Annotated in this window: 12 protein-coding genes and 1 tRNA gene; 7 read left to right on the plus strand and 6 right to left on the minus strand. The window is 70.9% G+C overall.

Annotation, left to right across the window (positions count from 1 at the left end; translation table 11 throughout):
• Nucleotides 1-5: 5 nt before the first annotated feature.
• Together AC4NN1_RS00090 and AC4NN1_RS00095 are read left to right on the plus strand one after the other, a co-directional pair.
• Nucleotides 6-902: an NUDIX domain-containing protein gene (locus AC4NN1_RS00090; RefSeq protein ID WP_491954256.1), complete on the plus strand. Its 897-nt coding sequence runs from the start codon at nt 6-8 to the stop codon at nt 900-902.
• Nucleotides 899-1,303 carry a ribosomal maturation YjgA family protein gene (locus AC4NN1_RS00095; protein WP_491954257.1) on the plus strand — a complete coding sequence of 135 codons (405 nt, stop codon included), beginning with the start codon at nt 899-901 and terminating at the stop codon, nt 1,301-1,303. Before AC4NN1_RS00090 ends, AC4NN1_RS00095 begins: the two co-directional genes overlap by 4 nt.
• Here the strand turns inward: AC4NN1_RS00095 and AC4NN1_RS00100 are convergent.
• From AC4NN1_RS00100 to AC4NN1_RS00110, 3 genes are read right to left on the minus strand one after another with little or no spacing between them, the layout of a single operon-like run.
• The gene (locus AC4NN1_RS00100; protein ID WP_018186413.1) at nt 1,289-1,645 is read right to left on the minus strand and encodes an RNA-binding S4 domain-containing protein; all 357 of its coding nucleotides are present in this window, start codon (nt 1,643-1,645) and stop codon (nt 1,289-1,291) included. The genes AC4NN1_RS00095 and AC4NN1_RS00100 overlap by 15 nt on opposite strands.
• Before the next feature lie 40 nt (nt 1,646-1,685).
• Nucleotides 1,686-2,189 carry an O-acetyl-ADP-ribose deacetylase gene (locus tag AC4NN1_RS00105; RefSeq protein WP_491954258.1) on the minus strand — a complete coding sequence of 168 codons (504 nt, stop codon included), beginning with the start codon at nt 2,187-2,189 and terminating at the stop codon, nt 1,686-1,688.
• The gene (locus tag AC4NN1_RS00110; RefSeq protein WP_336123426.1) at nt 2,186-2,764 is read right to left on the minus strand and encodes a GNAT family N-acetyltransferase; all 579 of its coding nucleotides are present in this window, start codon (nt 2,762-2,764) and stop codon (nt 2,186-2,188) included. The genes AC4NN1_RS00105 and AC4NN1_RS00110 overlap by 4 nt, the downstream gene beginning before the upstream one ends.
• A gap of 104 nt (nt 2,765-2,868) precedes the next feature.
• On the opposite strand from AC4NN1_RS00110, the gene AC4NN1_RS00115 reads away from it, so the two are divergent.
• The 3 genes from AC4NN1_RS00115 to AC4NN1_RS00125 all read left to right on the plus strand — a co-directional run bounded on the left by AC4NN1_RS00115 (nt 2,869) and on the right by AC4NN1_RS00125 (nt 9,845).
• Nucleotides 2,869-2,942, plus strand: a tRNA-Pro gene (locus AC4NN1_RS00115).
• Between the two features lie 138 nt (nt 2,943-3,080).
• Nucleotides 3,081-4,304 carry a sensor histidine kinase gene (locus tag AC4NN1_RS00120; protein WP_336123427.1) on the plus strand — a complete coding sequence of 408 codons (1,224 nt, stop codon included), beginning with the start codon at nt 3,081-3,083 and terminating at the stop codon, nt 4,302-4,304.
• Between the two features lie 303 nt (nt 4,305-4,607).
• Nucleotides 4,608-9,845 (plus strand): rhamnogalacturonan lyase family protein, encoded by a 5,238-nt coding sequence (locus AC4NN1_RS00125; protein WP_491954259.1) that lies wholly within the window; start codon nt 4,608-4,610, stop codon nt 9,843-9,845.
• Nucleotides 9,846-9,924: 79 nt separating this feature from the next.
• Here the strand turns inward: AC4NN1_RS00125 and AC4NN1_RS00130 are convergent, their stop codons facing one another.
• Nucleotides 9,925-10,947 (minus strand): NADPH:quinone reductase, encoded by a 1,023-nt coding sequence (locus AC4NN1_RS00130; RefSeq protein ID WP_491954856.1) that lies wholly within the window; start codon nt 10,945-10,947, stop codon nt 9,925-9,927.
• A 118-nt stretch (nt 10,948-11,065) separates the two neighbouring features.
• Here AC4NN1_RS00130 and AC4NN1_RS00135 point away from each other — a divergent pair, with 118 nt between their 5' ends.
• Nucleotides 11,066-11,479 (plus strand): hypothetical protein, encoded by a 414-nt coding sequence (locus tag AC4NN1_RS00135; protein ID WP_116229290.1) that lies wholly within the window; start codon nt 11,066-11,068, stop codon nt 11,477-11,479.
• A 6-nt stretch (nt 11,480-11,485) separates the two neighbouring features.
• Here AC4NN1_RS00135 and AC4NN1_RS00140 read toward each other — a convergent pair whose 3' ends face one another.
• Nucleotides 11,486-12,646, minus strand: coding sequence for a hypothetical protein (locus AC4NN1_RS00140; RefSeq protein WP_491954260.1), 1,161 nt, complete (start codon nt 12,644-12,646; stop codon nt 11,486-11,488).
• 78 nt (nt 12,647-12,724) lie between these two features.
• On the opposite strand from AC4NN1_RS00140, the gene AC4NN1_RS00145 reads away from it, so the two are divergent.
• Nucleotides 12,725-14,392 carry a cation:proton antiporter gene (locus AC4NN1_RS00145; RefSeq protein WP_491954261.1) on the plus strand — a complete coding sequence of 556 codons (1,668 nt, stop codon included), beginning with the start codon at nt 12,725-12,727 and terminating at the stop codon, nt 14,390-14,392.
• A gap of 6 nt (nt 14,393-14,398) precedes the next feature.
• Here AC4NN1_RS00145 and AC4NN1_RS00150 read toward each other — a convergent pair whose 3' ends face one another.
• Nucleotides 14,399-15,439, minus strand: a complete 1,041-nt coding sequence (locus tag AC4NN1_RS00150) for an aminotransferase class V-fold PLP-dependent enzyme (RefSeq protein ID WP_491954262.1) — start codon at nt 15,437-15,439, stop codon at nt 14,399-14,401.
• Between the last annotated feature and the right edge of the window lie 72 nt (nt 15,440-15,511).

Genomic DNA, 15,511 nt, shown 5'->3' on the forward strand with positions numbered 1-15,511 from the left:
ATCGCATGAGGATCGAGGAACCGTCGAGCGGGCCGCCGCGCCCCTCCGGTCCTCGCGATCCGGGCGATGCCTGGGTGGTGACCGATGCCGGCGATCGGTACTGGGGCCGATTCGGTGCCGCCGGCTTGCTGGCGCACGACCCCGCGCGCGGGGTCCTGCTGCAGCACCGCGTCTCGTGGAGTCACCACGGCGGCACGTGGGGGATCCCGGGAGGTGCGCGGCACGAAGGCGAGAGTGCGACGGATGCCGCGATCCGCGAATCGCAGGAGGAAGCGGGCGTCCCCGCCGCAGCTCTCCGACCGCGGTTCACGAGCGTGCTCGATCTCGAGGTCTGGACGTACACGACCCTCGTCGCCGATGTCGTCGACCCGTTCGAGCCGGTGATCGCCGACCCCGAGAGCTACGCCCTCGAGTGGGTACCGCTCGACGAGGTCGACACTCTGCCCCTGCACCCCGGGTTCGCGGACTCGTGGCCCGCGTTGCGCGACCTGCTCGCCGTCCGACCCACTGTCCTCGTCGACGCGGCGAACGTCGTCGGCTCGGTTCCTGACGGCTGGTGGCGCGACCGCGCCGGTGCCGCATCGAGATTGCTCGAGCGGCTTCAGGGTCTGTCGCGCCTGGGGGTGGCGGCCTCCGAGCTGTCGCTCCCCGGCGACACGTGGTACCCCCACGTCGTCGCTGTACTCGAGGGCGAGGCGCGCGCCGCCGCCGACCCGGCGGACGCCGTCGAGGTGGTGCGAGCGGATGCCGCGGGTGACGACACGCTCGTCGCCGAGGCGCGACGGCGCGTCGGCGACGGAGAGCGGGTCCTGCTCGTGACCAGCGACCGCGCGCTCGGCGAGCGGGCGGTCGCGGTGGGCGCGGAGGTCCGTGGGGCGTCGTGGCTGCGCGACCGGGTGTGAAGCGACGGGTTCTCGGCATCGCCGTCGCTCTGGCGGCGGTGATCTGCGGACTCGCCGTGCATCTCGGAGCGGCGGACACTGCGGCATCCGACATCGCCGGTGATGCGCTCTACGTCGTCGCGGTGTGGGGCGGGCTCGTGGCGCTGTTCCCTCGGGCGTCGTCGTGGCTGATCGGCGCGATGGTGGTCGCCTGGTCGGTCGGCGTCGAACTGTTCCAGCTCACGGGGCTGCCGGTCGCGTGGGCGGGGGAGTGGCCGCCCATCGTCCTCGTGTTCGGGACCGTCTTCGACGCCCGCGACCTGCTGGTCTATGCGGTGACGGGTCTCGTGCTCGCCGTGACGGATGCCGCGGTCCGCCGCGCGGTCGGGTGGCGCCGTGCGGGGGTGTCAGCGGCCGCGTAGCCGTTCGATGTCGCGGCGTTCGCGCTTGGTGGGCCGCCCGGCGCCGCGGTCGCGGACGGCGACCAGTGCGACCGGTTCGCGCTCGGGCGTGCGATCCTCGGCGGCGACGGCGGCCAGCGGAGCGCCGACACGCTTGGTGAGCGTCTGGCGCACGACGAGGATGCGGTCGAATCCGGCGATCCGCACCCGCAGCTCGTCTCCAGGCTTGACCTGCTGGGCGGCTTTCGCCTTGTCGCCGTTGACCCGGACGTGCCCCGCGCGGCACGCGGTGGTCGCAGCCGATCGGGTCTTGTAGACGCGGACTGCCCACAGCCAGGAGTCGACACGCACGGCATCTGCCATGTGATCCTCCTCCCGTCCGGTGGGTCCATCGTAGGACGGGTCAGGATGCCGCGAGTCGCCGTTCGACGCGGGTGAACATGGCGTCGTCGAAAGCGACGATCCGCGCCTCGGTCACGGTCGAGGGGGTCTCGGCGAGCGTCGTGACGGCGGCGTCTACCGCGTCGTCGAGCGGCCAGCCGTAGATGCCGGCACTGATCAGGGGGAAGGCGACGGTCGTGGCGCCGAGCTCGTCGGCGACCTCGAGCGCGCGTCGGTAGCACGAGGTGAGAAGGCTGCGGTCGCGCTCGCCCGCCGTGTGGTTCGGTCCGACGACGTGGATGACCCAACGCGCGGCGAGGTTCCCCGCGGTCGTCCACCCGGCATCCCCGGTAACGAGGCCGTGCGGGAATCGGGCGATGCAGTCGGCGAGGATCTCGGGTCCGCCGGCGCGGTGGATGGCCCCGTCGACGCCCCCGCCGCCGCGCATGGCGCGGTTGGCGGCGTTGACGACCGCGTCGACCTTCTGACGGGTGATGTCGCCGCGGACGACGGTGACGCGGCTCATGACAGATCCTTCGCGACGATCGGGCGGGCCGCGCCGGGGCGCGCGGTCTCGGTGAAGCCGGCGGCGAGGAAGCTCGAGAGGGTGCCGTGGTAGAGGTCGTTCGTCGAGAACCGCTTCACGTCGGTGTCGAGCGGGTACCCCTCGACGATGCGTGCGCCGTTCGCGCGCGCGTGGTCTACGGCGGCATCCAAGAGGCGGCTCGCGATGCCCTGGGATCGGTGCTCTTTACGGACGACGAAGCAGGTGATCGCCCAGACGGTCGGGTCGTCCATCGGCTCCGGTGACGTCTGGATGTTGCGGGTACGCGCGAGGCGGGGTTGATCGGGGCGGGGGGAGACCTTGACCCAGCCGGCGGCGTCGCCGTCGACGTACGCGATCAGCGCCGACGGGACCGGAGCCGAGAGGTCCTGACGCAGTCGCTCACGCCGTTCGTCGACGCTGGTCGCCTCGAAGTCCTTCGGCGCGAGCATCCACCACTGGCACCAGCAGTCGGCGCCATCGCCACCCCCGGTCAGCGCGCGTTCCGCGTCGGTGAAGCGATCGGCACGGGCCGGTTCGATCGAGATCTGGCTCATGCGGGCAGGCTAGTGGCGGCATCGGACACGCGGAACCCCGTGGCGGTTCGCGGGCGGCCTCCGGACCGGTTAGGATAGTGGAGTTGTCCGCGAGGGCAACGGACCGGGATGTGGCGCAGCTTGGTAGCGCACTTGACTGGGGGTCAAGGGGTCGCAGGTTCAAATCCTGTCATCCCGACGGTTGGAGAAAGGCCGGAATCCACGCGGATTCCGGCCTTCTGCTTTCTCGCCGCTGCCCGTCGGCACGCAGTACCCTGGGGGAGGCTTCTTCTCGGAGCCCCAGACATCCGCTTCTTCGAGTTGCATTGAGGTCGACATGGGCGGGAAGCCAGCTGAACCGGTCGCTGCCCCCGATGTCCTCGCACGCACGGTGGATGCGCTCTCGACGGCGACCGGGTTGCTGGAGGTGACCTCCATCGTCGCCCATGCCGTGCGTGAACTGACGGGTGCCGACGGCGCGACCTTCGTCCTGCGCGAGGACGATCAGTGCTTCTACGTCGATGAGGACGCCATCGGACGTTTGTGGAAGGGCAGCCGATTCCCGTTGACGGCCTGCGTGAGCGGGTGGTCGATGTTGCACCGCGAAACGGTCATCATCCCCGACATCTACGACGACGAGCGCGTGCCGATCGACGCTTACCGGCCGACGTTCGTGGCGAGCATGTGCATGGCACCGGTGCGCTCGTCCGATCCGATCGGCGCGATCGGGGCGTACTGGGCCGAGCGGCACGTGCCCGACCCCGAGCACGTGCGCCAGCTCGAAGTGCTCGCGAACACCGCGGCGGTCACCCTGGAAAATCTCGAGCTCCGCGGCGCGATCAGCCGGCGCAGTGCGGAGCGCGATCAGATGGCCGCACGGGCGGACGAACTCGACGCGACCATGCACTCGCTCGTACACGACCTGCGCGGACCCCTGGGGGCGATGATGGGCTTCGCCGAACTCATCGCGGACGATGCGACCGATCAGACCAGCGCCACCTACGCGCACGCGGTGGTCCGAGCGGGTGAGCGGATGTCGGCGCAGATCGAGCGGATGCTGTCGATCTACCGCATCACCGCCGCCCCGCCGGCGCCTGAGCGGCTCGACCTCAGCGAGATCGCGCGGGGGATCGCGGACGAACTCCTCGCGCAGAACCGCGGTCGCGACCTCGACATCCGGGTCGACGAAGCCATCGTCGTGAGCGCGGATCCCGCGCTCGTCCACCTCGCGCTGGAGAACCTCCTCGGCAACGCCGTGAAGTACACCGGAAAGAAGCCGTCGGCGCACATCGTCCTCCGGCAGGTGGACGCAGGTCCCGAACGGGTCGTGTTGGAGTTGACGGACGACGGCGACGGCTTCGACCCGTCCGACGCGTCCCGGATCTTCGAACCGCTCACCCGACTGCACTCCGCGGAGGAGTTCCCGGGCACGGGGCTCGGGCTCGCCTCCGTCGCCCGCATCGTCGAACTCCACGGCGGCGGCATCTACGCGGATGGGCGGAAGGGGGAGGGCGCAACCTTCACTTTCTCGTTGCCTGCCGCCGGCCCTGCCGTCGCCTGATCGCCCCAGCTTCTCACCGGCCGGCCGCGTCACGGGCGATACAGGCCAGCCCACCGGCGAGGACGAGCCGCCACACCTCATCGCATTGACACGATTCATTCTTCCGGATGGATGCCTTGCGCGAGCTCCGTCAGCCGTGCCAGGATCGGTCGCATTGAGCCGGAATGCGCTTTCCAATGATGGTGGTGCGTGGGCTCACGACATGACGTAAGCCCCCATGTCTCGAGGTTGTCGGATCGTCCAGCGCCCCTCCGGTGCGGGTCATCCGGCTCGCCTTCTCGTCGACGCCGTCCAGGAGGACCTATGCCCATCCGCCGTCCCCGCTCCGCGCTCGCCATCGCGTCCGCGGCCGCGCTCACTGCGTCGCTCATCGCTGCGGCACCTGCCGTCGCTGCCGACGCCCCCGCACCGCTTCCCGACGGCGACGTCATCGCGTTCGACTTCGGGCCCGGCGCGGTCGCATCCGGCTCGCTCGCCGTGACGTCAGCAACGGCGTTCGATGCCGAGTGGGGGTACGGCTTCTCCACGGCGCCAACCTCGGCGGCCCCGGATGTCGACCGCGGGGGCGACGACGCCGTGCGGTCCGACTTCGTCGCAGCGCAGGGCGGTACCTTCGAGGTCGATCTCGCGCCGGGTGACTACTCGGTCTCGCTCGTCGCCGGCGACGCGGAGGGCGCGACCGACATCGCGATCACAGCCGAGTCGATAGCCAAGGTGCAGCCCACGGCGAAGGCGACGGGCGAGTACCTCGAGATGGCGTTCCCCATCGCTCTCGTCGACGGGCGCCTGACGCTGCAGATCGCGGGAGGCGCGGCATCCCTCAATGCACTCACCATCACGCGGCTGCCCGAGCGCACCGCGGGCGCCGTCCCCACGACGTACCTGACGGGCGACTCGACCGTCCAGACCTACGACGCTACCGCGTACGCGCCGCAGGCGGGGTGGGGCCAGATGTTGAGCCGCTTCCTCACGGACGACGTCGCGGTGAAGAACCACGCGATCGGCGGGCGCTCGTCCAAGAACTTCCTCACACAGGGCCGCCTCGACGAGGTGCTGCGCGCGATCCGCCCCGGCGACTACCTGTTCGCGCAGTTCGGTCACAACGATGCGACACAGGGAGTAGACGACCGGTACGCCTCGCCCGCCGACTACAAGGAGTACCTCCGCACCTACGTCGAGGGCGCCCGCCAGCGCGGCGCGACGCCCGTACTCGTCACGCCCGTCTCGCGCCGGAACTTCGACCCCGAGACGGGGCTCTTCCGCGTGAGCTTCCCCGAGTACGTCGAGAAGATGACCGAGCTCGCCGACGAGGAGGACGTGCCGCTGGTCGACCTCTCGGCATCCAGCCGCGCCTACCTCGACGAGATCGGTCCCGAAGCGGCGAAGGCCGTCTTCCTGCACGTCGACCCGGGTGTGTTCCCCAACCGGCCCGCCGGGACGGTCGACGACACGCACTTCCAGGAGTACGGCGCCATCCAGATGGCACGTCTGGTCGCGCAGGGCGTCAGCGCCCTCGACATCCCGCTTGCCGACGAGGTCACCGACACGGAGCCCCCGGCCGAGGTCCCCGAAGCCCCGCAGAGGCTCGTGGCCGGAGCCGTCAGCAACGCCGGGGCCACCCTGAAGTGGGACGCCGTGCCCACCGCGGACATCTACAAGGTGTTCCGTCAGACGGCCGGTGAGGACGCCTGGACCCTGGTGGGTACCGTGACTCAGCCGACGACAATCGTGCAGGGCTTGAACGAGGGCGCGACGGTCCGCTATCGCGTCGTCGCCGTCAACGGTCGCGGCGAATCCGAGCCGTCGGCGCCGGTGGAGTTCACCACCAAGCAGGCCGCGTACCGGTTCGACTTCCAGCTCGCCGGCAACCCCCTCGCCGCCGGGTACACCGAGGTCACGCCCAACCTCGCGTACACGAAGGACCGCGGGTACGGCTTCACGAACACCCTCCCCGCCAACGCGGGCCGAGACCGTGGAGCCGCCGAGGGATCGAACGACCTGCTCCGCGACTTCGTCCTGCCGGGCGACAGCTCGACCTTCGTCCTAGACGTGCCGAACGGCACCTACTCGGTCAAGACGTTCTCGGGCGACTGGATCGGATCGACCCGCACGAGCTTCCGCATCGAAGGGAAGGAAGCGGGCACGGGCAACGCCGGCCGCGGCTCGGTCGCGGCGGTCCTCCGCGGGCCCTTCCTCGTGACCGACGGCCAGCTGAACATCGAGGCCTACGGCGCCGCTGCCGGGACGCGTCTGAACGGACTCGAGATCACGCCGATCCTCCTCGGCCCCACGGGCCTGACGGTGACGGGTGTCGAAGCCGATCCGGCCGATCCCGAGATCGACCTGGCGTGGGATGCCGAATCCGGTCTCACCTGGAATGTGTACCGCTCGTCCGCCTTCGACACCGTCCCGACGCTCGTGGGAAGCAGCACCGAGCCGGCGTACACCGACCGCACGGCGCGCGTGGGACTCGACTACAGCTATCACGTGACCGCCGTGGACCGGACGGGCCTCGAGTCCGTGCCGTCGGCGAAGGTCGAGACGAGTCTGACCGACCCGGACGTCGCTGCCCCCGGCTCGCCGACGGATGTCGACGCCGTCCGCATCGACCCGCGCGAGGTGGAGCTCGCCTGGACCGCGGCGGAGGACAGCGTCTTCTTCCTCGTCTTCCGCTCGGAGGTCGAGGGGGAGCGCGGCGCGCTCGTGGGAACGAGCGACGTCCCGCGTTTCGTCGACGACGACGTGCTGACCACCGTGCCGTACTTCTACACGGTCGTTCCGGTCGGTGTGGGCGGTGCCGGTGCGGCATCCGACCCGTACGAGACGGCGGCGCCGACGGTGTTGCAGCGTCAGGCGGAGTACCTGGACCGTGGCGTCGCCGCGGTCCGGACCGATGGCGGCGTGCTCGTGTCGTGGCGACTGCTGGGCACGGACCCTGCCGACGCGGGTTTCCACGTGTACCGTGACGGCCGGCGCATCACGACGACGCCGATCACCGCCTCGACCAACCTGCTCGACACCGACGGGACGGATGCCTCGGAGTACTTCGTCACCCGGTTGAGCGGCTCGGGCGACGAGACCGTCGAGACGACCGAATCCGACCCGGTGGGCGTGCAGACCGCCGCGTACCGCGCGCTTCCGCTGCAGAAGCCGGCGGACGCGTACACGAAGGACGGGCAGCCCTACTCGTACTCGGCCAACGACACCACCGTCGGCGACGTCGACGGGGACGGGCAGTACGAGCTCATCGTCAAGTGGTACCCGTCCAACGCGAAGGACAACTCGCAGGGCGGCTACACCGGCAACGTCTACGTCGACGCCTATCGACTCGACGGGGAGCGACTCTGGCGCATCGACCTGGGCGTGAACGTCCGGGCCGGTGCCCACTACACCGACCTCATGGTCTACGACTTCGACGGCGACGGCCGTGCCGAACTGATCACGCGGACCGCGGACGGCACGGTCGACGGGGCCGGACGGGTGATCGGCGACGCGAGCGCAGACCACCGCAACAGCTCGGGGTACGTCCTGCAGGGCCCGGAGTTCCTGACGGTCTTCGACGGGCTGACGGGCGCGGCGGTCGACACGATCGACTACATCCCGCAGCGCGGCGACGTCGGATCGTGGGGCGACACGTACGGCAACCGGGTCGACCGGTTCCTCGCATCCGTCGCCTACCTCGACGGTGAGCACCCGAGCGCGATCTTCAGCCGCGGGTACTACACGCGTGCCGTCGTCGCGGCCGTCGACTTCGACGGCGAGGAGCTGACGACGCGCTGGGTCGCCGATTCGAACGAGGACGGTGCGGAGGCCCTCTACGGGCAGGGCAACCACTCCATGACGGTCGCCGATGTGGACGGTGACGCGAAGGACGAGATCATCTTCGGCTCGGCCGCGATCGACGACGACGGGGAGCTGCTGTACTCGACCGGACTCGGCCACGGCGACGCCCTCCACGTCGGTGACTTCGACCCGTCGCGACCGGGACTCGAAGCCTTCGCGGCTCACGAGAACATGGCGGCGTCCGGCAACCGCGGGGCGACGTTCCGCGACGCGAAGACCGGCGAGGTGCTCTGGAGCATTCCCGCCACCGTCGACACGGGCCGTGCCGCCATGGGCGACATCGACCCGCGGCATCCCGGCGCCGAAGGCTGGGCCGTCGGCGGCGACGCCGCGTGGAATTCCCGGACCGGGACTCTCGTCGCCGCCGACGGCGAGGTCATCGGGGACCGCATCCCGGCGGCGAACTTCCTCGCCTGGTTCGACGGCGACCCGCTGCGCGAGATCGTCGACCACGACTGGGATGCCACGACATCGCAGGGCACGCCCGTCGTCGCGAAGTGGGACTGGGAGGCCGGGGAGCAGAAGACGATCCTCTCGGATGCCGGGGCCCGGTCGAACAACGGCACGAAGGGTACGCCCAACCTCCAGGCCGACCTGTTCGGCGACTGGCGCGAAGAGATCGTGTGGCGCTCGGCGGACTCGTCGGAGCTGCGCATCTACTCGACCTCCGACGAGACCGACATCCGCATCCCGACGCTCATGCACGACATGCAGTACCGGGTCGCGGTCGCCTGGCAGAACACCGGCTACAACCAGCCGCCGCACCCGAGCTTCTTCATCGGCGACGGCATGGAACCGGCTCCGATGCCGCGCATCGCCGCTACGGGTGGTCCCTCGGGCGGTGCCGACGAGACCGCTCCGGTGATCTCGGGTCTCCCGAAGAACGGTGCGCTCCTGCCTGACAGCGGCGAGCTCGCGCTCGGGGTGTCGGCGGCAGACCCCGAGTCCGGCGTGCGGAACCTCGACGTCGCCCTCGACGGGGAGCCGATCGCGGCCGACGCCGTCATCGATCTGTCGGACAAGGCCGGGGACCACGTGCTGACGGTCCGGGCCGTCAACCACGACGGCCTCGTCGCGACGGCGGAGTCCCGGTTCTCGGTCTACGCCGACGAAGGGGCGACCGCCCGGCCCGGCCGGGGTGCGCTCACGAGCGACAGCGGGTGGGGTGACGGCCTGCGCGACGGATCGTTCACGGTCACCATGAACCTGTGGTGGGGCGTCAACGGCTCCGTGTTCCGGCTGTACGAGAACGGCGAACTCCTCGACACCCGCCTTCTGACCCCGCAATCGCCGCGGGCGCAGCAGGTCGCGGTGCCGATCGCCGGCCGCTCGAACGGCACGTACGTCTACACGGGCGAGCTGATCAATGCGGCCGGTGTCACCGAGACGACGTCGATCACCGTCACCGTGACGGATGCCGCTCCCGGAACGCCCGTGCTCTCGCACGACAACCACGATCGGGACGGCGCCTACACGGTCACGTCGAACCTGTGGTGGGGGACCAACGCGACCTCGTACGCGCTGTACGAGAACGGGAGGGTCATCGACGAGCAGCAGCTCGCCGCCGCGTCGCCGAATGCGCAGCGCACCCGCACCGCGGTCACGGGCCGTGCCCCGGGCACGTACGAGTACGTCGTCGAGTACCGCAACGAGGCGGGCGCGACCCGCTCGACTCCGCTGACGGTCGTCGTCCGCTGAGACGGATGCCGCGGGTGGCCCTCGCAGAAGGTGCGACCCGCGGCATCCCTTCGCCACTGTCAGGCGGTGGCGTGCGGACTCAGAGCTCCGCGACGCGGATGAGCACCTTGCCGACGGTGGCCGCTTCGACCGCGTCGTGCGCGGCTGCGGTCTCCTCGAGCGCGAACCAGGTCAGCGGCAGGCCGGCATCTTCGCCCACCGGCAGCGCACCGTCTTCGAGTGCGCGCGTGATGTCGGCGACCGCCGCATCCAGAGCCGGTTCTCCGACCGTGTAGAGCAGGACGCCCTGCACACGGATGTTCTTCGCGAAGGTGGGCCGGATCGGCATGCTGAACGTGTCGCCGTTGTCGTCGGCGTAGAACGCGATGACCGCGTGTCCCGCCGCGACCTCCGCGTCGACGGCGGCGTTCGTGGCGAGCGACACCTCGACGATCTGATCGACGCCGTCGGGCGCGACCTCGCGGATGTTCTCGACGAGGTCACCCTGCGTGTAGTCGATGATGTGGTGCGCGCCGGCCGCCCGCGCGAGTGCCGCCTTCGCGTCGGAGCTGACGGTGGTGATGACCGTCGCGCCCGCCCAGCGGGCCAGCTGGATCGCGGCGTGACCGACGGCGCCGGCGCCTCCCGCGACGAGCACGGTGCGTCCGGTGAGCGCTCCGGGGGCCAGGCGAGCCGGCCCGTCCTCGTGGACCGTGAGGGCGCGGTGCGCCGTCACGGCGGGAACGCCGAGGCTCGCGGCGGTCTCGAAGTCGATGCCCTCGGGGAGTCGGATGGCGCGGGATGCCGGCACCACCGTGTACTCCTGCGCGGTGCCCGTGGGGCGCTGGTGCTGCGCGAGGTGCACCCACACGCGGTCGCCGACGGCGAGTCCCTCCACATCGTCGCCGAGCGCGTCGACGATTCCGCTGCCGTCCTGGTTCGGGACGGTCTCGGCGAACGTCGCCCGCGCCGTGCCGCCGGCGCGGGACTTCCAGTCGGTCGGGTTCACGCCCGACACGGCGATGCGCACGCGCACCTCGCCGGCGCCGGGGTCGGCGATTTCTCGCTCGACGAGGGACAGGACGTCGGAGGCGCCCGGGGTGCGGTAGACGATGGCCTTCATGTGGAGCATGAACCGACCGTAGCGCGCGGGCATTCCGAGACCGGGGGATTGCCAGGCGCGCTGTGAGAGGCTCGATGCAGCGGCATGAGTTTCATGCCGCGTGCAGGAAGGGGGCCTCGTGCCCACCTGGCTCGAACATCTCTGTCACGCTCTCATCGGCCGGACGCGATCGCACGACGATCTCCCGGACCTCCGTGACCTCCCGACGTCGCGTGTGGACGTCGAACGGACCTACTACCTCGTCGACGACCCCGAACGCCGCACCCGGGACGATCGGCTGTACGTGCTGCGGATGGGGCGCGGGCGCACCCGTCGCGCCGCGGACATCTCCGTCCACTCGAACGGACGCGTCGTCGGCTACCTGCCGGCGGCAGCCTCGGCCGCGCTCGCCGCCCCCCTGGCGGGTCTGGGCGGCGCGGCGATCGTCAACGGGGCCGGTCCCCGTCCCGGGACCACCCGTCTGCGCGTCGATCTCCCCAGCGCGGACGCGATGCGGTCGCTCCGCGCGACGACGGAGCTCGCCGCGGCCTGACGCGCGTCACTGGGCGACGACGTCGCCCGATCCGTCGGCGTTCACCCGGAACGAGACGCTCTTGTATCCGGTCCGGAGCGAGATGAACATCTCGGGGTTCTCGACGGACGCTCCGAAGGTCTCGCTGTCGATGTCGCTGTCGGTGCCCCGCGAGACGACGGCGCTCGCGTCGCCGACGGGGATGCCCGACTCCGCCGACGCCTTCTCCATCAGCGCCCACACGGTCGAGAGGGCGATGTCCTTCCAGGAGAACTGCTCGGCCGCGAGGTCGGGCTGTGACGGCGCCGGGCCCTCGTGATCGACGACACCGCCCCGGTACATCCACACATCGGTCTCGGTCCTGCCCGGGGTGAGGGGTGCCTCGACCCGGATGAAATCAGACGTGATGAGGACGGTGCTGACCCGGTCGTGCCCGATCTCGTCCTCGAGGGCCCGCACCGCGACGGCCAGTTCGTCGGGCCGCCGCAGGTCCACGCCGATGCGCCCCTCCTGCGCCGCCTGCGCGGTCATCACGACGGCGCGGCCGTATGGAGCGACGACGACGGCCGCCACGGCGAGCGCGATGACGACGAAGAGGATGCCGCGGAGCACCCTCCCGCGCGGACCGATGCCGAGGAGCGGGCCGCGCCGCGCGCCGTTCACCACGCGCTGCGCCTTCGGCCAGGCGATCGTCGGGACCGACCCCGGCGGTGGGACCACGAGACCGTCGATCTCCTGCGGCGAGACCTGGCCGTCGACGAAGCCGAACTCGGGGCCGCCCTCGATCAGGATCGCGACCGGCCGGGTCGTGTCAGGCCTGAGGGCTCCGAGCTCGACCAGCGGGACGACACTGCAGAGGGTGGTGGCGTAGGCGGCGCCCCGGCGCGGCTGCACCGTGACGTCGATCTCGCACACGGGCTGGTCGTTGATCTGCGTTCCCGTCTGACGGACGGCGTCGATGCGTGCCACGCCCAGGCGATCCTCGGCCCGCGCGCGGGTCAGATCCTCCTGAGAGACCGATGTCGAGGCGAGTCCCGACGCACCCAGCCGGAGGAAGACGACGCTGAGGATGCCGATGGGCAGCGCGACCGCGAGGACCCAGATGCCGGCTCCGGGAGGACCGACCACCGCGGCGACGGCACCGCCGACGAGAGCGCCCACAGCTGCGGAGAAGATCAGGCGAAGCACGATCCGGGAGCCTATCGGCAGGTGACGAACTGCCCGAAATCGGCCGCATCGACGGGGATGCTCTGACAGGCTTTCGGTGTGATCGAGACACTCCTGGGCCTCGTGGTCGCGCTCCTCGTCGTCGCCCTCACCACGGTCGTCGGCCGGTGGGCGGGGATCGCGGCGCCGATCCTCATGGTGGCCGTCGGCGTCGGAGGAAGCTTCCTCCCGGTCTTCGACGACTTCGTCCTCGACCCGGAGTGGATCCTCCTCGGCATCCTGCCGCCCCTGCTGTACTCCGCAGCCGTCTCGATGCCGGCCATGCACTTCCGACGCGAGTTCGGCGCGATCGCCGGGCTGTCGGTCTTCCTCGTCATCGGGACCGCGCTCGCCCTCGGGCTGTTCTTCATGATCGTGATCCCCGACCTCGGGTTCGCGTGGGGAGTCGCTCTCGGCGCCATCGTGAGCCCGACCGATGCGGTCGCGACGTCGATCATCAAACGCACCCCGGTCTCCAAACGGGTCATCGCCATCCTCGAGGGCGAGAGTCTGCTCAACGACGCCACGGCGCTCGTGCTGCTGCGGACGGCCATCGCGGCGGCTGCGGCATCCTTCTCGTTCTGGGGTGCCGTCGGGACGTTCGCCTACGCGGTCGTCGTCGCCGTGCTGATCGGAGCATTCCTGGGCTGGCTGAACCTCACCGTCCGTCGTCGGGCGACGGACCCGACCGTGAACACCGTCCTGTCCTTCACCGTGCCGTTCCTGGCCGCAATCCCGGCCGAGCTTCTCGGGGCCTCGGGGCTCGTCGCCGCCGTCGTAGCAGGCATCATCACGGGCGTCGGGGGACCGCGCGTCTTCTCGGCGCGCAACCGCCTCTCGGATGCGCAGAACTGGCGCACGATCGAGCTGATCCTCGAGGGACTCGTCTTCCTGTTCATGGGCCTGCAGCTCACGACGATCATCTCGGACGTGCAGGCCGTGCACGCCGGCGTGGCACCCGCTCTCCTCATCGCGGCGGGGGCGTGGCTGCTCACCGTCGTCGTCCGCGCCGCGTACGTCGCACCGCTCCTGGCGCTCCTGTCCGCGAGCGCGCGCCGCGTGCGCCGGCTGCAGCCACGACTCGAGACCATCGCCCAGCGGCTCGAGAGCGAAGAGGGCGAGAAGAAGCTCGTCGACGCCTTCGCGCGCCGGGGCAGAACGGTCTCGCGTGACACGGTCCGCCGCTTCGGCCCGCGCGTGACCCGTGGGCTCGCGGACATCCGCTACTTCCAAGAGGCTCCCCTCGGATGGCGGGAGGGTGCGCTCGTGGTGTGGGCGGGCATGCGGGGCGCGATCACGCTCGCCGCCGCGCAGACGCTGCCGGAGGACACACCGCAGCGCTCGGTCCTCATCCTCGTGGCCTTCGGGGTGGCCGTCCTCTCCCTCGTCGGACAGGGTGCCACCGTCGCCCCCATGGTCACCGCCCTGACCGCCGCAGATTCCGAGGAGGAGACCCGTCAGCGCGAACGGGAGGAGCGCCGGCACATCCTCGACCTCCTCCGCGACAGCGCAGCGACCGTTCCGGCCGCCGAGCGGCCGGCGGACGCGGACCGCTCCCGGATCTTCGAGATCGAGAGCGCCCGACGACTCGAGGTGCTGGCGGTGCAACGGCGGGTGCTCCTCGATGCGCGCGACAGCGGGACCTTCGACGCCGACGTCCTCGCGCACGAGCTCGCCGTCATCGACGCGTCGCAGATCGCGATCGAGCTCCGCTCCGATCGGGGGTGACCCGGGTCAGCGGCCGAGCGCGCGGGCGATGTCGTCGACATCCCGCAGGTCGTTGAAGATGTGCAGGGCGACCCGGGCGTTGCCGGCGCGGCGGGATGCCACGATCCCCGCCGCCCGCAGGCGGTCGACGTCGTCCCCGTCCACATCCGGCCAGGTGACGATAGGCGTCGCGCGCTCGGGGGTCGGCAGGTCGAGACGCTCCCGGAGCGCGGCCGCCAGCCCCGTCACCTCATCGCGCAATGCGTCGGCGTCGGCGTCGGCGAACAGGGCGAGCGCGGGCTCCGCGCCGACGAACGCCTGCCACGCCGGCGACACGTCGAACCGTCGAGCGGATGCCGCCAGTGCCGCATCCGGGCCGTAGCACGAGGCCCACGGGTCCGATCCGGCGTACCAGCCCGCCTGGCGGGGTGCGATCGAGGCGGCGAAGTCCTCGTCGAGCGTGAGGAAGGCCACGCCGCGAGGGGCGCACAACCACTTGTAGGCGTGGCAGACGAGAGCATCGAACGAAGCGGCGGCCACCGGCATCCATCCGACGGCCTGCGTCGCGTCGCAGAGCGTCCGGACACCGTGGTCCCGAGCCGCTGCGACGATGGCGTCGGCGTCGGCCACGGCTCCCGTCGCGGACTGGACGATCGAGAAAGCGACCAGCGCGTCGCCGTCCCGGAGCGACTCGGCGAGCGCCGTCAGAGGGACGGTGCGCACGGTGATGCCGCGACCGGCGTGGACGAAGGGCAGGACGAGCGAGGAGAACTCGCCGTCGGGGCAGACGACGACCGCTCCGTCGGGCAGGGCTGCCGCGATGAGGCTGACCATCGCCGAGGTCTGCGCGCCGAGTGCGACGGCCCCGGGATCGACGCCCACCAGACGAGCGAAGGCGGCACGGCACCGTTCGGCGACCTCGGCGTAGCGGATCGGGTCGGGCAGGACGTCGAGGTCGGCGCGGACGGCGTCCCGCGTCGCGAGGGAGGGGATGCCGGAGGTGCACGCCGCGACGTAGCCGCGGGCCTCGGGGAAGGATGCCCGGACGGCGGCGGGGGAGAGGACCATGCATCCATGGTCCCGACCACCGGAGGATTGCACCACGGCAGGTATTGCATCGTGAACATGACGTCGCGTTAT

Source organism: Microbacterium sp. MDV22-iso44 (genome assembly GCF_058629135.1).

What these genes read in the sequence shown, in the direction of transcription:
- AC4NN1_RS00100 (WP_018186413.1), bottom strand. Translation starts at nt 1,645, where the DNA reads ATGGCAGATGCCGTGCGTGTCGACTCCTGGCTGTGGGCAGTCCGCGTC.
- AC4NN1_RS00130 (WP_491954856.1), bottom strand. Translation starts at nt 10,947, where the DNA reads ATGAAGGCCATCGTCTACCGCACCCCGGGCGCCTCCGACGTCCTGTCC.
- AC4NN1_RS00110 (WP_336123426.1), bottom strand. Translation starts at nt 2,764, where the DNA reads ATGAGCCAGATCTCGATCGAACCGGCCCGTGCCGATCGCTTCACCGAC.
- AC4NN1_RS00120 (WP_336123427.1), top strand. Translation starts at nt 3,081, where the DNA reads ATGGGCGGGAAGCCAGCTGAACCGGTCGCTGCCCCCGATGTCCTCGCA.
- AC4NN1_RS00090 (WP_491954256.1), top strand. Translation starts at nt 6, where the DNA reads ATGAGGATCGAGGAACCGTCGAGCGGGCCGCCGCGCCCCTCCGGTCCT.
- AC4NN1_RS00150 (WP_491954262.1), bottom strand. Translation starts at nt 15,439, where the DNA reads ATGGTCCTCTCCCCCGCCGCCGTCCGGGCATCCTTCCCCGAGGCCCGC.
- AC4NN1_RS00125 (WP_491954259.1), top strand. Translation starts at nt 4,608, where the DNA reads ATGCCCATCCGCCGTCCCCGCTCCGCGCTCGCCATCGCGTCCGCGGCC.
- AC4NN1_RS00105 (WP_491954258.1), bottom strand. Translation starts at nt 2,189, where the DNA reads ATGAGCCGCGTCACCGTCGTCCGCGGCGACATCACCCGTCAGAAGGTC.